The 17,262-nt window shown below is 72.0% G+C and carries 13 protein-coding genes and 2 tRNA genes; 9 read left to right on the plus strand and 6 right to left on the minus strand.

What is annotated here, in order from left to right; translation table 11 throughout:
- Positions 1 to 190: 190 nt before the first annotated feature.
- The 3 genes from ACZ4EF_RS04025 to pepN all read right to left on the minus strand — a co-directional run bounded on the left by ACZ4EF_RS04025 (position 191) and on the right by pepN (position 8,552).
- A complete protein-coding gene (locus ACZ4EF_RS04025; RefSeq protein WP_467502662.1) occupies positions 191 to 3,526 on the minus strand; it encodes a S8 family serine peptidase in 3,336 nt (1,111 codons plus the stop codon).
- 202 nt (positions 3,527 to 3,728) lie between these two features.
- On the minus strand, positions 3,729 to 4,889 hold the full coding sequence (locus ACZ4EF_RS04030; RefSeq protein ID WP_467502663.1) for a hypothetical protein: 1,161 nt from the start codon (positions 4,887 to 4,889) through the stop codon (positions 3,729 to 3,731).
- A gap of 1,074 nt (positions 4,890 to 5,963) precedes the next feature.
- Entirely contained in the window at positions 5,964 to 8,552 is a 2,589-nt protein-coding gene (gene pepN, locus ACZ4EF_RS04035; RefSeq protein WP_467502665.1) for an aminopeptidase N, read from the minus strand.
- A gap of 242 nt (positions 8,553 to 8,794) precedes the next feature.
- Between pepN and ACZ4EF_RS04040 the strand changes: the two genes are divergently transcribed.
- From ACZ4EF_RS04040 to ACZ4EF_RS04060, 5 genes are all read left to right on the plus strand, one after another.
- Positions 8,795 to 9,460 carry a DsbA family oxidoreductase gene (locus ACZ4EF_RS04040; RefSeq protein ID WP_391047630.1) on the plus strand — a complete coding sequence of 222 codons (666 nt, stop codon included), beginning with the start codon at positions 8,795 to 8,797 and terminating at the stop codon, positions 9,458 to 9,460.
- A gap of 37 nt (positions 9,461 to 9,497) precedes the next feature.
- Positions 9,498 to 9,887: a VOC family protein gene (locus tag ACZ4EF_RS04045; RefSeq protein WP_355349503.1), complete on the plus strand. Its 390-nt coding sequence runs from the start codon at positions 9,498 to 9,500 to the stop codon at positions 9,885 to 9,887.
- A gap of 243 nt (positions 9,888 to 10,130) precedes the next feature.
- Positions 10,131 to 10,715: a biotin transporter BioY gene (locus ACZ4EF_RS04050; RefSeq protein WP_355349506.1), complete on the plus strand. Its 585-nt coding sequence runs from the start codon at positions 10,131 to 10,133 to the stop codon at positions 10,713 to 10,715.
- A 42-nt stretch (positions 10,716 to 10,757) separates the two neighbouring features.
- On the plus strand, positions 10,758 to 11,246 hold the full coding sequence (locus ACZ4EF_RS04055) for a ribose-5-phosphate isomerase (RefSeq protein ID WP_467502668.1): 489 nt from the start codon (positions 10,758 to 10,760) through the stop codon (positions 11,244 to 11,246).
- Between the two features lie 8 nt (positions 11,247 to 11,254).
- Complete coding sequence (locus ACZ4EF_RS04060) at positions 11,255 to 12,079, plus strand: Fpg/Nei family DNA glycosylase (RefSeq protein WP_355349512.1); 825 nt, start codon at positions 11,255 to 11,257, stop codon at positions 12,077 to 12,079.
- Between the two features lie 6 nt (positions 12,080 to 12,085).
- Here ACZ4EF_RS04060 and ACZ4EF_RS04065 read toward each other — a convergent pair whose 3' ends face one another.
- On the minus strand, positions 12,086 to 13,315 hold the full coding sequence (locus ACZ4EF_RS04065; RefSeq protein ID WP_401304564.1) for a GNAT family N-acetyltransferase: 1,230 nt from the start codon (positions 13,313 to 13,315) through the stop codon (positions 12,086 to 12,088).
- Positions 13,316 to 13,432: 117 nt separating this feature from the next.
- Between ACZ4EF_RS04065 and ACZ4EF_RS04070 the strand changes: the two genes are divergently transcribed.
- Together ACZ4EF_RS04070 and ACZ4EF_RS04075 are read left to right on the plus strand one after the other, a co-directional pair.
- A complete protein-coding gene (locus ACZ4EF_RS04070) occupies positions 13,433 to 14,578 on the plus strand; it encodes a PP2C family protein-serine/threonine phosphatase (protein ID WP_355349518.1) in 1,146 nt (381 codons plus the stop codon).
- 134 nt (positions 14,579 to 14,712) lie between these two features.
- Positions 14,713 to 14,907: a hypothetical protein gene (locus tag ACZ4EF_RS04075; protein WP_093715861.1), complete on the plus strand. Its 195-nt coding sequence runs from the start codon at positions 14,713 to 14,715 to the stop codon at positions 14,905 to 14,907.
- Here ACZ4EF_RS04075 and ACZ4EF_RS04080 read toward each other — a convergent pair.
- The gene (locus tag ACZ4EF_RS04080) at positions 14,872 to 15,954 is read right to left on the minus strand and encodes an asparaginase (protein WP_355349521.1); all 1,083 of its coding nucleotides are present in this window, start codon (positions 15,952 to 15,954) and stop codon (positions 14,872 to 14,874) included. The genes ACZ4EF_RS04075 and ACZ4EF_RS04080 overlap by 36 nt on opposite strands.
- A 193-nt stretch (positions 15,955 to 16,147) precedes the next feature.
- Here ACZ4EF_RS04080 and ACZ4EF_RS04085 point away from each other — a divergent pair, with 193 nt between their 5' ends.
- The gene (locus ACZ4EF_RS04085) at positions 16,148 to 16,600 is read left to right on the plus strand and encodes an Lrp/AsnC family transcriptional regulator (protein WP_355349524.1); all 453 of its coding nucleotides are present in this window, start codon (positions 16,148 to 16,150) and stop codon (positions 16,598 to 16,600) included.
- 187 nt (positions 16,601 to 16,787) lie between these two features.
- Here ACZ4EF_RS04085 and ACZ4EF_RS04090 read toward each other — a convergent pair.
- Positions 16,788 to 16,861: transfer RNA gene (locus ACZ4EF_RS04090), tRNA-Gly, on the minus strand.
- A 120-nt stretch (positions 16,862 to 16,981) separates the two neighbouring features.
- Between ACZ4EF_RS04090 and ACZ4EF_RS04095 the strand changes: the two genes are divergently transcribed.
- A tRNA-Pro gene (locus ACZ4EF_RS04095) sits at positions 16,982 to 17,058 on the plus strand.
- Positions 17,059 to 17,262: the final 204 nt, after the last annotated feature.

Consider the following 17,262-nt stretch of genomic DNA (forward strand, 5'->3'; position numbering starts at 1 on the left):
GAGAAGGACGGGAGAGAGGGAGGGGTCGGGGGGTGGGGGGGCCGTCGCTCCTCCCCCCCCCCCCCCCCCCCCCCCCCCCCCCCCCCTTCTCCCCCCCCCCCCCCCCCCCCCCCCCCCCCCCCCCCCCCCCCTGCCCTCTCCCCCCCCCCCCCCCCCCCCCCCCCCCCCCACCCCCCGAAGGACAACTCCGTTACGGCGTCGTCTTCGTGATGATCACGCTGCCCTTGCCCGCGACCGAGCCGCGCGCGTTGAGCAGTTGCACCTCACCGAAGAACTTGCGTCCCTCGGGCGCCGCGGCCGAGGCCAGGAGCGAGGCCGAGACCTTGGCGGAAGCGCCGTGCGGCAGGTTGACCGTGGTGGTGTCGTCCACCGTGACCGTACCGAGGGCGTCGGAGAAGTAGACGTCCTCGTAGTCGTAGGTGGTCGTCCCCGCCGGTACGGCGTAGGCGTCCACCTCGAAGGTGTACGTGCCCGCGGGCGGGTTGGCCAGGCTGACCCGCTCGTCGGAGCCGCCGCTGGCGGACTGCGCGACGAGCACCCCGTCCCGGTAGACGTACAGGTCGAGGTCGGCGGCCGTGTCGGACGTCCCGCCGATCGACACGTCGAGCCGGGAGGCGCCGGGGCCGAGCGTCAAGGTGGTGGTCTGCGTGTCACCGTCGGCGATCGTCGGCTTGGCGGTGAACGCCGAGCCGAGCGGGCCGCCCTTGAGCTTGCCCTGGATCGGGGCGAAGCCGTTGGTGACCGTCCAGTCGACCGGGGTCGGCGTGCCGACCTTGGCCTCGGGAACCGTCTTGACCGCCGGGTCGAAGGCCACGCCGAGCAGCGTCACCGACAGGTTGTACGGGTTGTCGAGCTGCGGCGAGGTGCGGCGCGCCTCGACCGCGATCTCCCACACGCCCGGCATCGGGTTGGCGTAGGAGCGCACGTCCGGGCGGCACTTGTTGTTGGGGTTGTCGTAGTTCGGGTAGCAGTCGATGGTCTGGGTCGAGTCGAGCGGCACACCGTACGGGTGCATCGTCAGGAACCGGGTCTGGCTGCCGGTCTTGAGCCCGTCCATGGCGACCTCCAGCGAGGTCGCGCCCGCCGGGACCTTCACGAAGTACGACCTCGTGGTGTCGCGCTCGATGCTGCCGGAGCGGGTCAGCGTGTACGACGGGCCCGCGACCGGGGTGGAGACGAGCACCGCGGCCGACATCTGCGAGTCGATGCCGCGGGTCAGCGGGTCGTCGATGTTCAGCAACGCGCTGTGCGCGCCCACCGACTTCGGCTTCGCGGTGACCTTCACGGTGACCGGCTTGTTCAGCGGCAGCAGCACCAGCGGGCTGGCCACCTTGAACGTGCCGTCGTTGTGCGCCCAGGTGAGCGTGTGCAGTTGGGCGTAGACCGGACCGCTGGTACGGGTCACGGTGACGTCGTACGTCCGCGACTGCCCGGCCTGGAGGCCGCCTTCACGGTCGTACACGCCGGTGCCGAAGCCCGGGGTGACGAGGTAGTCCTTCAGCACCGTGTTGACCGGCGCCTTGACCGTGTACGTGTTGGTCTTGCCGCCCTGCTTGAGCAGGTTCCAGGCCGGGCCGACGGCGATGAGACCGGCGCCCTGGTCGATGGTCTGCGTGCCGGGGATCGACTTGGCGGTGCTGGTCAGCGCGGTACGGAGCTGCGCGGGGCTGACCGTCAGGTGCTTGGCCTTGGCCGCGGACAGCAGCAGCGCGGAGGCTCCGGCGGCCTGCGGGGACGCCATCGAGGTGCCCTGGAGCATCGCGTAGCCGGGCGGCAGGGTGTAGCCCGCCTCCTTCACCGGCCCGCCCGGCTCCCAGGTCGGGATGGTGTTGATGGACGCGCCGGGCGCGGTGATGACCGGGGCGAGGCCGCCGTCCTCACGCGGGCCGCGCGAGGAGAAGGGCATCATCGAGTACGGAACGGTCATCTGCGAGCCGTAGTTGGCCGCCCAGGTCTCCTTCGAGATGGACGCGCCGACGCTGAGCACGTGGTCCGCGAGGCCGGGGTCGCCGATGGTGTTGACGCCGGGGCCGTCGTTGCCCGCGGAGATCACGAGCTGTATGCCGTAGGTGTCGATCAGCTCCTTGTAGAGCTGGTCGCGGGCGCTGGCACCGTCGTTGAGGGCGCCGAGACCGCCGATGGACATGTTGACCACGTCCACGTGCCGGTTGACGACCAGGTCGATCATGCCCTCGGTGAGCGCGATGCTGGTGCAGCCGCCGCTCCAGGTGCAGGCGCGCGAGGAGACGATCTTCGCGCCGGGCGCCGCGCCGTTCATCTTGCCGCCGAACAGGCTGTTGGCGGAGGTGATGCCCGCCACGTGCGTGCCGTGCTCGGACTCCACGAGGCCGAAGTTCACGAAGTCCGCGGTCTTGCCGACCCAGGTCCCGCCGTAGGGGTCCATGGGCACGTTCTTGCGGATCTCGACGGTGAACGGGATCGACTCGGAGATCGGCGTCGCCGGGTTGTCGGTGCCGAAGTGGCCGATCTGGAAACCGTCCTTGTACGGCTTCATCGCGGTGTCGTCCGTGAAGTCGCCGTTGTCGTTCAGGTCCACGCGGACCGTACCGGCGGCCGGGTCGTACAGCACGCCCCACTTGTCGGTGGTGTCGCCGTCGCGGTTCAGGTCGCCGTTCATGTCGCCGCCGATGGTGGCGGATTCGGCGAACGTGCTGAAGTAGTAGTTCCCCGCGGGCGCCTTCCAGGTGCGTCCCGAGGAGGTGAAGGCCGGGCCGGAGACCGCGGTCACCATCGGGCGCCAGGTGGCGTCGCCGTCGAGGATCGGGTCGGTCGCGGTGATCCAGTCGACGATCTTGCGCTCACCGGTGGTGGTCTTCTGGAGCGCCGGGTGGCCGATGTCCACACCCGAGTCCAGGATGCCGATGGTCACGCCGCGGCCGTCGTACTTCGGGTTGTCCTTGACGAAGTCGACCGCGCCGGTCTCGAACGCCGGCTGGTACGGGTTCTTGGCCGGGGTGTCCTTGCCGGGACCGGGGTACGTCGTGGCCGACGCCTTCCCGTTCTTGGCCGCCGCCGCGGTGGTGTCCGCCGCCGGGGTCGGGTCGTCGAGCTTGATCTCCTGCTTGAGGTCGATCGCGATGACCGAGGACAGCTTCTGCGCCGCCGCGATGGCCTGGTCCGCCTTGCCGGTCGGCACGGTGGCCCGCACATAGCCGATCTTGTCGTACCGCAGACCCACGCTGGCGCCCTGCGCGTCCAGCTTGTCGGCGACCTGGCCGGTGCTGCCGGGCTTGGTGGCGACCATGAAGGTGACGTTCTTGTCGCCGTCCGCCTTGGCCTTGGCCAGCAGCGAGGCGTCCGCGGACCCGAGTTTGTCCGCGGCTCCGCCCTTGTCGGCGGCGCCCTTGTCCGGCGAGCCGGGGCCGGGCGCGGGGGTGGAGGAGGGCGAGGCGGGCGCGTCCGCGATCGCGAGCGCGGGCCCGGCGGCCGACAGCGCGGCAACCAGACCCGCGGCCAGCGTGATACGGGCCGCGCGTCTCTTGCCGGGAATGTGAGCGAGTGGCATGGGCATCCCTGTTCGGACCGAGGTGGTCTGTTCGGAAAACGGAGCCGGTCGATCGCTCACATTGCTGGAATTGACTCCCCTTTGGGGAGTGTTGACCGTCCAATGGTCTGGGCATGACGTGTTTCCGCCAACCGCCATCAGGACGAATACGGTACGGGTCGGGGTAAATCGCCGGGACCCCGCTTCCTCGTGTGACGGGTGGTCACCTCGGGGTGACCACCACATACGCGGCGGGTGTCCGGTCGGCGGACGCCATCAGCGCGGTCCTGACGATCGCCGCCTGCTGCTCGGCGGAGTCCCTCAGTTTGGCCGGAGTGAGGTGGATGACGGTGATGCCCAGCGCCTCCAGACGCTCCCGCTCACGGGCGTAGCGCGACCACACCGCGTCGTCCTCGGCGTTCTCGAAACCGTGCTCGAAGGCCCGGTCGAAGAGCTGGTCGAAGGCGCCGCCGGGACCGTACGTGCCGCCCGGTCCGTACGCGTCCCCGTCCCCGTACGCGTCCGTCGCGTATACGTCGTCGTGGCAGTCCTCGCCCGCCGCCGTGCCCGGCCGTGCGGTGCGCGCGTCGATCTCCACCGCCACCGCGTGCTCCGGCCAGTACGCGTCGACCCCGCCCAGCGGCGGGCCGCCCGGCAGCCGCAGGTCGACGTTCCACACCGGGTCGGGCAGCGCGTGGCAGCGCACCATCGCGATCAGCCGGTCCTCGGCGACCGACCGGCCCTCGGCGAGCAGCGCGTCCAGCGCCGCCGCCACCTGCGGCCGGTCCAACAGTCGCGCGTGCTCCAGCTCCTCCAGTACGGCGCCCGCGTCGCAGTGCCCGCCGCGCACCGCCTCGGTCAGCAGCCGCCGCACCGTCTCGGCGTCGTCCAGCTCCGCGACCGCGTCGGCCAGGGCGCGCGGCACCGGCGCGCAGGGCAGTCCGGCGACCTCCTGCGGGCGGGGCAGCGCGTTGGTCCTGCGGATCGCCACGTCGCCCGCGTCGCGCAGCCTGCGCTGCCGCGGCACCAGGACGTCGATCCGGGACAGCCCCGGCAGCGGCGGCACCGAAGAGAAGCGGTGCAGGGCGAGGGCGGCCAGCCCGGTCACCATCGCCTCCCGGCCGCCGCCGAGCGGGCCGTGCGCTCCCGGATCGCGGCCCGCGTACAGCAGCGCCGCCTCCAGGCGCTCCGCGCTGTTCGGGGGCCCGGAGTGCAGCAGGTACACCTGCGGCAGCACCTGCTGCCACGGCCCTCCCGGGCGGCACCGTTCCGCGATCACGCCCGGCGTCACGCCGCGCTCCCTGAGCTGACGGACCGTCAAGACGCTGTGGGCGGTGCGGAGGTGGTCGGCGGTGCGGTGTGTGTGGGGGTTCTCGATGCTCATGCCGTGGTCGTTCCCGCCGCCGGCCCCGTCACTAACCGCTGTTACACGCCCGTCGACAAACCCGGACAAGCCTGGGCTAAAGTCCACGTGTTCGGATGCCGAGCTTACCTTTTCACCTATTCGGGTGACCCCCTCCGGGGGCCTGCTCTTTGCCCACCCGCCCACCCGTGCGGGTGTTTTGTCGTCTGCGGGTGCCGCTTGTGCCTGGTCGGTGCCGGGCCGGGGCACCTCCTCGAAATCCGTATCACCTGGCCTTTGCGCATCCGGTACCCGGCCGTCAACGTATTTCTGCGGGGGCACCCCGGCCCGTCCCCTCCTCGCTCGTCGGCGTCCGCCTGCCGGTGGGGGTTGCCGGGGAAGGGGGTGGGTGGGCTGAGGTGCGAAGACAGCCGACGGTCCGCTGTGGTGCCGGGGCGGGGGTGGGTGGGTCAGGGTCCGTTGGCCTCCGCCTGGCCAGTGGGGGCGGCGAGGGGTGGGTGGGCTCCATTACGTCGGCGTCCGCCCGCGCGCTGTAACCGGGGGAGGTGTCCCTCCGCTGTGGGCATCGGCGGAGACCGCCTGTCTCCGCCCCGCCGGGAGGTCGGGGGGCGCAGGGCCCGCACCCCCACTCACCGCCTTTCGCTCACCCCGCCGGGAGGTCGGGGGGCGCAGGGCCCGCACCCCCACCCACCGCGTTTCGCCCACCCCGCCGGGAGGTCGGGGGGCGCAGGGCCCGCACCCCCACTCACCGCCTTTCGCTCACCCCGCCGAGAGGTTGGCGGGGCGCAGGGCCTGGCCCCCACCCACCCCCGTCCGCCACCACACCGGACAGGCGGACGCCGACGTACCCGAGCCCACCCACCCCCCTCCCCGGCACCCCCACCGGACCGTCGGACGCCGACGTACCGGAAGGGGACGGGCCGGGGTGCCCCCGCAGAAATGCGGTGACAAGAACGGCACCGGATGAGCAAAGAGCAGGCAGCCGCATTTCGAGGAGGTGCCCCGGACCGGCACCGGCCAGGCACAAGCGGCACCCGCAGACGAAAAAGCACCCGCACGGGTGGGCGGGCGGGCAAAGACACCCCCCCCGTCAGCTCACCGCAGGGACTGCGCGCGGAGCGCCCGCGCGAGGTCGTCGCGCGACTCAACGACCAAGCGCCGCAAGGCGGGCGCCGCGTCGGCGCGGGAGGAGAGCCACGCGTCGGCCGCGGCCAGCGCCTCAGGACCCTGGTGGTGCGGGAACAGACCCCGCACCACCGCCATGCCGATCTCAATCGACCGCTCGCCCCAGACGCGCTCGATCGAGGCGAAGTACGGCTCGACGTACGGCGCCGTCAACCCCCGCTGCCCCGGCTGCGCGAAGCCCGCGATGGTGGCCTCGACCAAGGCGTTGGAGAGCCGGTCGGAGTCCACGACATCGGCCCAGGCCGCCGCCTTGACCTGCGCGGAGGGCCGCGCGGCCAGGCAGCGCACCTCGTGCCGGTGACCGGAGGCGGTGTCGTCGCGGGAGCGCTCGGCCGCGACCGCCGCCGCGTCCGCGTCGCCCTCGGCGGTGAGGGTCTCGAGGAAGGTCCAGCGCAGTTCCTGGTCGACGTCGAGCCCGTCGATCTTCGCCGAGCCGTCCAACAGCCCGCGCAGCAACTGGAGATCGGCCGCCGACGAGGCCACGGAGGAGAAGAACCGCGCCCACGCCAACTGGTGACCGCTGCCCGGCTCCGCCTGCCGCAGCTCCCGCAGCGCGCCCTCGGCGAGCGACCTGGCGGCCTCCTCGCGGTGGTCGGGCGCCACGTAGTGCGACAGCGCGGAGCGCGCCTGCTGGTGCAGCGACTGGAGCACCCCGATGTCGCTCTCGGAGCCCGCGAAGAGCAGCACGAGACCGAGGTAGTCACGGGCGGGCATCAGCCCGTCACGGGTCAGATTCCACACCGCCGACCACGCCAGTGCCCGCGCCAACGGGTCGGTGAGGTCGCCGAGATGGGCGCGGAGCGTGTCCAGTGACACCTCGTCGAAGCGGATCTTGCAGTACGTCAGGTCGTCGTCGTTGACCAGCACCAGCTCGGGCCGGTCCTGGCCGGTCAGGCCGTCCACCACGGTCACCGGACCCGACACGTCGGTCTCGACCCGCGCGTACCGTTCGAGCGCGCCGCCCGGCACCCGCCGGTACAGGCCCACCGCGACGCGGTGCGGGCGCAGTTCGGGGTGCGACTCGGCGGCGGTCTGGAGCACCGACAGCTCGGTGATCTTCCCGTCCGCGCCGTAGACCACCTGCGGGGTCAGGGAGTTGACGCCCGCCGTCTCCAGCCACGCGCGCGACCACTGCGCCATGTCGCGGCCCGAGGTCTCGGCCAGCACCGCCAGCAGGTCGGCGAGCGTGGTGTTGCCGTACGCGTGCCGCTTGAAGTACCGGCGCGCCGCCTCCAGGAAGGCGTCCCGGCCCACGTACGCCACGAGTTGCTTGAGCACCGAGGCGCCCTTGGAGTACGTGATGCCGTCGAAGTTCAGCTTCGCGTCCTGGAGGTCGCGGATGTCGGCGACCACCGGGTGCGTGGAGGGGAGTTGGTCGGCGCGGTACGCCCACGCCTTGCGCCGGTTGGCGAAGGTGATCCACCCGGCGTCGTACTGCGTGGCCTCCACCATCGCGAAGGCGCCCATGAAGTCCGCGAAGGACTCCTTCAGCCACAGGTCGTCCCACCAGCGCATGGTGACCAGGTCGCCGAACCACATGTGCGCCATCTCGTGCAGGATCACATTGGCCCGGCCCTCGTACGACGCGCGGGTGACCTTGCCGCGGAAGACGAACTCCTCCCGGAAGGTGACACATCCGGGGTTCTCCATCGCGCCGATGTTGTACTCGGGCACGAACGCCTGGTCGTACTTCCCGAAGGGGTACGGGTAGTCGAAGTTGTCGTGGAAGAAGTCCAGGCCCTGCTTGGTGACCGTGAAGATCTCGTCCGCGTCGAAGTGCCGGGCCAGCGACCTGCGGCACAGCGCGCTCAACGGCACGTCGAGCACCGCCCGGTCCTCGAAGGTCCGCGAGTAGTGGTCGTGCTCCACGTGGTACGGGCCCGCGACGACCGCCGTGATGTACGTCGAGATCGGCTGCGTCGGCAGGAAGCGCGACACCGCGCCGCCGCCTTCGCCCTCGTACGGCACCGGCTCGCCGTCCCGCTCGCTGTTGCTCAGCACCGTCCAGCCCTCGGGCGCGGTCACCTGGAAGGTGAACGGCGCCTTCAGGTCGGGCTGTTCGAAGTTGGCGAAGACGCGGCGCGCGTCGGCGGGCTCGTACTGCGTGTACAGATAGACCTCGCCGTCCTCCGGGTCCTCGAAGCGGTGCAGTCCCTCGCCGGTCCTGCTGTACGCGCAACGCGCGTCGACCACGAGGGTGTTGCGCTCCGCGAGGTCGTCCAGCGCGATCCGGGTGCCGTCGAAGACGGCCGCCGGGTCCAGCTCCCGGCCGTTGAGCCGGACGGAGGTGACGGCCGGGGCGAGCAGGTCCGCGAAGGACGAGGCGCCGGGTCGCGAGCACCGGAAGTCGATCACGGTCGTCGACCGGAAGGTGCGGTCCCCGCCCGCGTCGGCCGGGTCCACCGCCGACCGTACGTCGAGGGCCACGTCGTAGCGCTCGACGGACAGGATCGAGGCCCGCTCGCGGGCCTCCTCGCGGCTGAGGTTCTCGCCGGGCACGGGCGACTCCTTTGTCTGTTCTCACAGGCCCCGCGGGTCTGTGGGCTCATGGGCGGCCCCGGGGGTCTCCCGGGTGGTCACAGCGTCCCGCATCCTCCCACGGGGGGCGTACGGGGGAGGGGTACGGGGAATGCCGTCGCGCCGGTCGCGCGTTGTGCGACAGGGGACTCATGTCCCCGTGAGCCCACATGCCCCCCGTGCCGCCCGGCACGCCCCGGCACGATCCGTTCGAGGAGTACGCAGTGACCGCGACCGCCCCCGAGACCGACAACCGGCCAGGCAACGACAAGACCCCGGCCGACTTCTGGTTCGACCCGCTGTGCCCCTGGGCGTGGATGACCTCCCGCTGGATGCTGGAGGTCGAGAAGGTCCGCCCGGTCGAGGTGCGCTGGCACGCCATGAGCCTGGCGGTGCTCAACGAGGACAAGCTCGACACGCTGCCCGAGGAGTACGCCACCTTCCTGCGCGACGCGTGGGGCCCGATCCGGGTCGTCGTCGCCGCCCAGCAGAAGTACGGCGAGGAGTACGTGGGCCGGCTCTACACCGCCCTCGGCACCCGCTTCCACAACCAGGGCCTGCCCAAGACCCGCGAGACCGTCGTCGCCGCGCTCGAAGAGGTCGGCCTGCCCGCCGACCTCGCCGACTACGCGGACTCCGACGAGTACGACACCGAGCTGCGCGCCTCCCACAAGGAAGGCATCGACAAGGTCGGCCAGGAGGTCGGCACCCCCGTCATCGCCGTCCCCGGCGACGACGGCGAGCAGATCGCCTTCTTCGGCCCGGTCGTCACCCCCACCCCGCGCGGCGAGGAGGCCGCCAAGCTCTGGGACGGCACCTTGCTGGTCGCCTCGATCCCCGGCTTCTACGAGATCAAGCGCACCCGCACCAAGGGCCCGAGCTTCGAGTGAGCGCGGGGGACCGGGTTCGGGACGGGGTGCCGCGCCGATGGCACATCTAGGGCTGGTGGCGCTCGTCGTGCGTGACTACGACGAGGCCATCGACTTCTACACCCGCGCGCTCGGCTTCGAGCTGCGCGAGGACACGCCCCGCGCGGACGGCGGCCGGTGGGTGGTGGTCGCGCCCCGCGGCTCGTCCGAGACGGCGCTGCTGCTCGCCCGCGCGGGCAACCTCGCCCAGGCGGACCGCGTGGGCGACCAGACCGGCGGCCGGGTCGGCCTCTTCCTCACCACCGACGACTTCGACGGCGACTACAAGCGGATGGTCGCCGCCGGGGTCGTCTTCGAGGAGGAGCCGCGCTACGAGCCGTACGGCGCGGTCGTGGTCTTCCAGGACCTCTACGGCAACCGGTGGGATCTGATCGAACCCCACAAGTGACGTTGACCGGCACGGCAGTCGGGGCGGGCCCGCGAGGTCCCGCCCCGACGCATGTCACGGACGTGAGATGCCTCACGCGACCTGCCGAAACTCCCCGACTCTCCGGACCGCGCCGATAACTTGACGGTGCACGGAAGTCTCCAACCGGTCGCTCGCGGCTTTGTTCCCTTCTCACGATGATCACGCTCGGCCGCTGCGTTAGCGTCACGGTGTCCCCGACCGTCCTCACCCCGCGGAGTACCGATGACCACCGCCGAATCCGTCGCCGTTTCCCGAGCCCCCGGAGCGGTCCTGGCCGACCTGCTGCCCGCCTCGCGCGTCCGCGACACCGCCCTGGTCGTCGGCGGCGCGGTGCTCACGGGCCTGGCCGCGCAGCTCTCGGTCCCGGTGCACGGCTCGCCCGTCCCGGTCACCGGCCAGACCTTCGCCGCGCTGCTGGTCGGCACCGCCCTCGGCGCCCGCCGCGGCTTCGCCGCCCTCGCCCTGTACGCCGCCGCCGGTGTCGCCGGGCTCCCCTGGTTCTCCGAGGGCGCCTCCGGCTGGTCCATGCCCAGCTTCGGCTACATCCTCGGCATGCTCCTGGCCTCCGGCGTGGTCGGCGCTCTCGCCCGCCGCGGCGGCGACCGCACCGTCGCGCGCACCGCGGGCGTCATGGTCCTCGGCTCCGCCGTGATCTACGCGATCGGCGTCCCCTACCTCGCCTGGTCCGCCCATCTGTCCGCGTCCCAGGCCGTCTCCCTCGGCCTGACCCCGTATCTCCTGGGCGACGCGCTCAAGGCCGTCCTGGCGATGGGCCTGCTCCCCGCGGCCTGGCGGCTCACCCGGTAGGGCACTCCCGCTCCGGCCCGCCGGACATGCAAAACTCATCGCATGCGCGTTTACCTCGGGTCCGATCATGCCGGTTTTGAACTCAAGAACCACCTCGTGGAGTGGCTGACCCTCCACGGCCACGAGCCCGTGGACTGCGGGCCGCACATCTACGACGCGGTGGACGACTACCCGCCGTTCTGCCTGCGGGCGGCCGAGGGCGCGGCGGGGGAGCCGGGCAGCCTCGGCATCGTGATCGGCGGGTCGGGCAACGGCGAGCAGATCGCCGCGAACAAGGTCAAGGGCGTCCGCGCGGCGCTGGCGTGGAGCGAGCAGACCGCGTCGCTGGCGCGGGAGCACAACGACGCGAACGTGCTGAGCATCGGCGGCCGGATGCACACCGAGGCGGAGGCCACGAAATTCGTGGAGATCTTCCTCGCCACCCCGTACTCGCACGAGGAGCGCCACCAGCGCCGTATCGACATGCTGAGCGCGTACGAGGCCACCGGCGAGCTGCCGCCGGTCCCGGACCACCACCCCCGCCAGGGCTGACGCGGGCGATGCCGGAAGGCCACACGATCCACCGCCTGGCCGCCGACCACCGCGAGCGGTTCGGCGGCGGGGCGGTCCGGGCGAGCAGCCCGCAGGGCAAGTTCTCCGACAGCGCCGCGCTCGTCGACCGGCAGGTGCTGGAGAGCGCCGAGGCCCACGGCAAGCACCTGTTCCTGGGCTTCGGCGCGACCGGCTGGGTGCACATCCACCTCGGCCTGATCGGCAAGGTCACCTTCGGCGACGGCAAGGCGCCGCCGCCGACCGACACCGTACGGCTGCGGCTGGCGAACCGGGCGCACTGGGCGGATCTGCGCGGCCCGGCCGCCTGCGAGCTGATCACCGAGCCGGAGAAGCGGGCGATACACGACCGCCTCGGCCCCGACCCGCTGCGGCCGGGCGACGACCCGGAGCGGGTGTGGCAGCGGCTGTCCCGCTCCCGGATCAGCGTCGCCGCGCTGCTGATGGACCAGAAGGTCATCGCGGGCGTCGGCAACGTCTACCGCGCCGAAGTGCTTTTCCGGCACGGCGTCGACCCGTTCCTGCCGGGGCGTGAACTGCCGCGTCAGCGGTGGGACGCGATGTGGTCCGATCTGGTGACGCTGATGCGCGAGGGCGTACGGACCAACCGGATCGACACCGTGCGCCCCGAGCACACCCCCGAGGCGATGGGCCGCCCGCCGCGCCAGGACGACCACGGCGGCGAGGTGTACGTCTACCGGCGCACCGGACAGCCCTGCCTGGTGTGCGGCACCGGGATCAGCACCCGCCCGCTCGCGGCCCGCAATCTCTTCTGGTGCCCGGTCTGCCAGCCCGCGCATCCGCCGGTGAGCTGACGGATCTCAGAAGCCGTGCGGCAGCCACGGCTCGACATCCCCGCGGAACGCCCTGGACGCCTCCGCCAGCGCCCCCGGCCGCAGTTCACGTACCAGCCCCGCCTCCGCCTGCCCGCGCAGCGTCGGCCCGCCCAGGTAGGCCGCGCCCAACTCCTTGACGGACAGCGCCAGATCGGCCGCGTCCGCGGTCCGCTCGCACGTCGCGCCCTTCGCGTCGCCCGACAGCCGCCAACGCCCGGCGTTCCAGGGGCAGAAGGCGTCCTCCACCTCCAGCACCACATCCACCGGGGCGGTGTACGTCCGCGCCTCCAGCGCCTCGCCGAGATTCACCAGGCGCACGTGCAGGCTGTCGCGGAAGGCCAGTTCACCGCGGCGTACGTCGGACAGGAGGTGCAGCAGCGGGTCGTCGACCGGCCGGTTGTAGAACGCCACCCGCGAGGTGAGGTCGATGGAGGACAGATAGCGCCACAGCGCCGCGTAGACCACCGGGTCCAGCGCCTCGACGTCGCTCAGCTTCACGATGTTGTCGGGACCGAAGGAACTCCACGACAGCTTCACCGAGTAGCGCGCGTAACCGCGTACCTCACCGTCCACCTCGGCCACCACGCACAGCCGCTCGCCCGCCCCGTCCCGGCTCGCCGGGGCGTCGAGGAGCGGCACCCGCTCCCAGCCGGGCCGCCTGGCCAGCATGCCGGGCCGGGTCGGCACCACCCGCGCGTAGACGGCCTCGCACGCCTCGCCCGCCGCCTCCAGCGGCACCAGCCGCAGCCGTACGTCGTCCACGCCCGGCAGGGCCCTGACGGCGGTCCTGGTCGTGTCGACGTTGCCGCGGAGCTGCAACGTGCCCGTGCCGTAGCCGAACCGGCCGTAGATCGCCGGTTCCGACGCGGTCAGCACGGCGACCGGTTCGGGTCCCTCGCGCACGTCGTCGAGCTGCCTGCGCATCATCGAGGTCAGCACACCGCGGCGGCGGTGCGTCGGCTGCACGCTCACCATGGTCACGCCCGCGGCGGGCAGCGACGCCCCGCCGGGCACCGTCACACGGAACGAGAAGGCGCCCGCGGTGCCGACGATCTCCCCGCCGTCCCACACCGCCAACGACCTTTCCAGCTCGGTCAGTTCACGCCACAGCCCCCGCTCCTCCGGGGGCTCGGCCGGCCCGCCGAAAGCCCGCTCCAGGCGGCCGTAGAACTCTTCCCAGTCGTCCCGCTCCAGCACCCGCAGTTCCGTCGTCATAGGCCCTGCCTACCAGCCGCGCCGTCCGCGGGCGAACGTATTTCCGCCGTCTACGTGACAGGTCGGGGGGTATCCGCCCTGCACGGCGGGGCGAACGGTCGATAGGGTCGCCAAGACATGGCAAAGGGCGTCGCGGGCGAGGGGCTCGGGCTGCGGTGGAGCAGATGGCTGCACCGGGCCCGGCTCGGTGTGCGCAGGGCCGGGGTCGATTACTTCCGCGGCGGCGCCTCCGACTGGGTCGGCCTCACCGTACTGATCCTCACCGTCCCCGCGCTGGCGTACACCACCGTGAGCCTGCCCGTCTGGTGCCCGCCCAGCTCCCTGGTCCTGCCGATCCTCACCGGCGGCCTGCTGCTGCGCCCCTCCAGCCTGCTGCTCCTCTACGCGGCCTCCGCCGTCGCGCTGGTCGCGGAATCCGCGGCGCTCGGCCCGTACCGCGAGGGCCCGGCCCGCGTCACGCCCGGCACCGTCCTGGTGGTCACCGCGGTGGCGCTCACCGGCCTGGTCATCGCCCAGTTCAGGGCGCGGGTCGGCGTGCCCTGGCGGGGCGGCCACACCATGCTCTTCGACCTCAGGGAGCGGATCAGGGTCCAGAGCAGACTGCCGCGGCTGCCCGCGGGCTGGCACGCCGAGATGGCGCTGCGCCCGGCGGGCGGCCAGTCCTTCTCCGGCGACTTCGTGGTGGCCACCCGCGGTTCGGTCGGCGGCCGGACGCTGGAGGCCGTGCTCACCGACGTCTCCGGCAAGGGCATGGACGCCGCCTCCCGCTCGCTGCTGCTGTCCGGCGCCTTCGGCGGCCTGCTCGGCTCGCTGCCGCCGCACTCCTTCCTCACCGCCGCCAACGGCTATCTGCTCCGGCAGAATTGGGACGAGGGCTTCGCCACTTCCGTGCACCTGGTGCTCGACCTGGAGAGCGGCGACTACGAACTGCTGTCCGCCGGGCACCTCCCAGGGGTGCAACTGCACGCGGGCAGCGGCCGGTGGGAGGAGAAGGCCGCGGAGGGCCCGCTGCTCGGGGTCTACGACGGGGCCGAATTCCACGGCGTGAAGGGGACGTTGCGCTCGGGGGACGTCCTCATGCTGTTCACGGACGGCCTGGTGGAGACGCCGGACAAGGACATCTCCGAGGGCATCGACCGGCTGATCGGCGAGGCGGACCGCTTCGTGGCGACCGGATTCCGGGGCTCCGCCTGGCGGTTGATCGAAGCGGTCGCCAAGGATGTCAACGACGACCGGGCGCTACTCGTGGTGTGCAGGGACTAGCCGACGGGAATGGGACTATGGGCCTTCGGGTCCAACTGTCGTTCCCCGATGGCACCATGGGACCGGGCGGGGCGGGGGCGCGGCTCCATGCTCCCGGACCGGCGAGGCGTACCGTGAAGAGGAAGTGAACCGCTGTGGCCATCTCCCTGTCCGTAGTGCTGTTGCTGGCGATCATCCTGGTGGTCATGATCCGGGGGAAGAGCATCAAGGTGGGTCCGGCGATAGTGGCGGCCCTCTTCGGTTTCTTCCTCGCCTCCACCAACATGGCGCCGTCGGTCAACCGATTCCTGACCTCACTTGCCGACACCATCAACCAGATAAAGCTCTGACGCGGGCAGCGCCTGCGGGGCCGCCTCCAGAATCCGCCGCAACGCGGCGGTGGCGGTGCCCGTGCCGGACCGTCCGTCCTGCTCCGAGGGCAGGCGGGGGAGGTCCGAGGACGGCGACGTGAGCGAGAGCAGCGTCGCCAGCACCGCGATACGTGTCTGGCCGGGACGCAGAGTGCCCGCCAGCAGCCCGCCCGCCGCCACCAGGTCGACCGCCCCGCCGCCGGTGTAGAGCGGCGCCACCGCGCCCGCCGCGACCCGCGTGCTGACCGCGACCAGGACGCCGTCCGCCGTCGCCTTCCGTACCGCCTCCGCGACCTGCGGATTCGCGTTCCCCGCGCCCGTGCCGACCACGACGACGCCGCGCGCGCCCGCGCCCAGCGCCGCCTCGAAGAGCACGGTGTCGCCGTCGCTGTGGTGCATCAGGACGTCCACCCGCGGCGGTACGGCGCCGGGCGCGGGCAGCGGCAGCGGCTCGGGGCGCGGACGGCGGCGGCCCCACGTCACCCGGCCGAACTCGACGCGGCCCAGCGGCAGTCCGTCCGGCGCGCCGAAGGCGTGCGCGTCCACGGTGTGCTGCTTGACGGTGCCGCGGGCGGCCCAGACCTGGCCCGCGAAGACGATCACCGCGCCGATGTCGCGGCCGGTGGCCGCGGTCAGCAGCGCGTCGTACAGATTGCCCGCCGCGTCGCCGTCCTCCGCGTCCAGCGGCTTCTGCGCGCCGGTGAAGACCACCGGGCGGCGGTCGCCGTGGAAGAGGTCGAGGAAGAAGGCGGACTCCTCCAGGGTGTCGGTGCCGTGGGTGACCACCACGCCGTCCACCGCCGGATCGGCCAGCACCTCGTGCACGGCGTGCAGCAGCCGCAGCTGGTGGTCGGTGGTCAGGCGCGAGCTGTTGACGGTGAACAGGTCCACCACCCGGACCTCGACGCCCTCGGGCACCGCGCCGGCGGCGAGCACTTCCTGCCCTGCCGCCTCCGCCGCGTACCCGTCGCCCTGCCATCGGCTGGCTATGGTGCCCCCGGTGCTGATGACCACGACGTGTCGCACGATGCCTTCGCCTCCGTCTGATTGTGCGCGTCCGGTGCGTTCGCGCGGGGCTCTCCGGACGCCGCCGGATGTCCCCACTCCTCGGGGTGACACTTACCCACTCTGCACCCGGTGCAATGATATGCGCGTAGACCTGACATTTGATTGCTCGTACCGACCGGTATTCGGCCACCGAGTGGTAGGTATTGCCACCATGGACGCCATCGACAGACGAATCTTGCGCGAGCTCCAGGCCGACGGCCGGCTGAGCAACCAGGAACTGGCCCAGCGGGTCGGCCTCACGCCCTCCCCGTGCCTGCGCCGGGTGCGGCAGCTGGAGGACGACGGAGTGATCGAGACCTACCGTGCGGTCGTCGCCCCGGCCGCCGTCGGCCGCGGCTTCGAGGTCTTCGCCTCCGTCGAGGTACGCCGCGACCGCGCCTCCGTCGCCGCCTTCGAGGCCGAGGTCCAGTCCACCCCCGACGTCGTCGAGGCCTACCGCCTCTACGGCGCCCCCGGCTGCCTCCTGCGCATCGCCGTCGCCGACTCCGACGCCTACGAGCGCTTCTGGACCGACCAGCTCATCGACCTGCCGGGCGTCAGCGACGTCAACTCCCAGATGATCATGAAGCGCATCAAGTCCCCCCAGGGCATCCCGGTCGACTAGAAGGCCGCGACCCGGGCCGATCCGCGCCGACCCGAGCCGACCCCGGCCGACCCCGGCCGACCCCGGCCGACCCCGGCCGACCCCGGCCGATCCGGGCCGACCCCGGCCGACCCGGCGCCGGTCGCGGCCCGGGGAAACAGAAAGCCCCCGGACGCCGGTCGGGTGATACCGACCGGGCCGGAGGCCGTGGAGCGGGCGACGGGAATCGAACCCGCGTAGCTAGTTTGGAAGACTAGGGCTCTACCATTGAGCTACGCCCGCGGGAGTGTGATGCGCCAGTGATTGTGGCACATCGGATAGTAGCCGGTCGAACCGGTGAACCGGCGGGGGAATACCGGCTGCCCACGCGTACGGGGGCATGTACTCTACGTGTCGCACCAGCGGGGTGTGGCGCAGCTTGGTAGCGCGTCCGCTTTGGGAGCGGAAGGCCGTCGGTTCGAATCCGGCCACCCCGACCAGCGGTTCCGCGATCCCGAGGGGATTCTGGGGGCCGGGGCACGAAGGCCCGGACCGTGCGCATTGTGGTACCGGTAGGATGGGCCGCTGGCGACCGAGCGCGCGGCATGCCGTGTACTGCTTGCCGGACGAGATCACCGGACGATCCGGCGAGATCACCGGATGATCCGGCCGCCCCCATCAACGTAAAGCCCCCAAGGAGACCC

The sequence above is a fragment of the Streptomyces sp. NPDC025721 genome, from assembly GCF_055558595.1.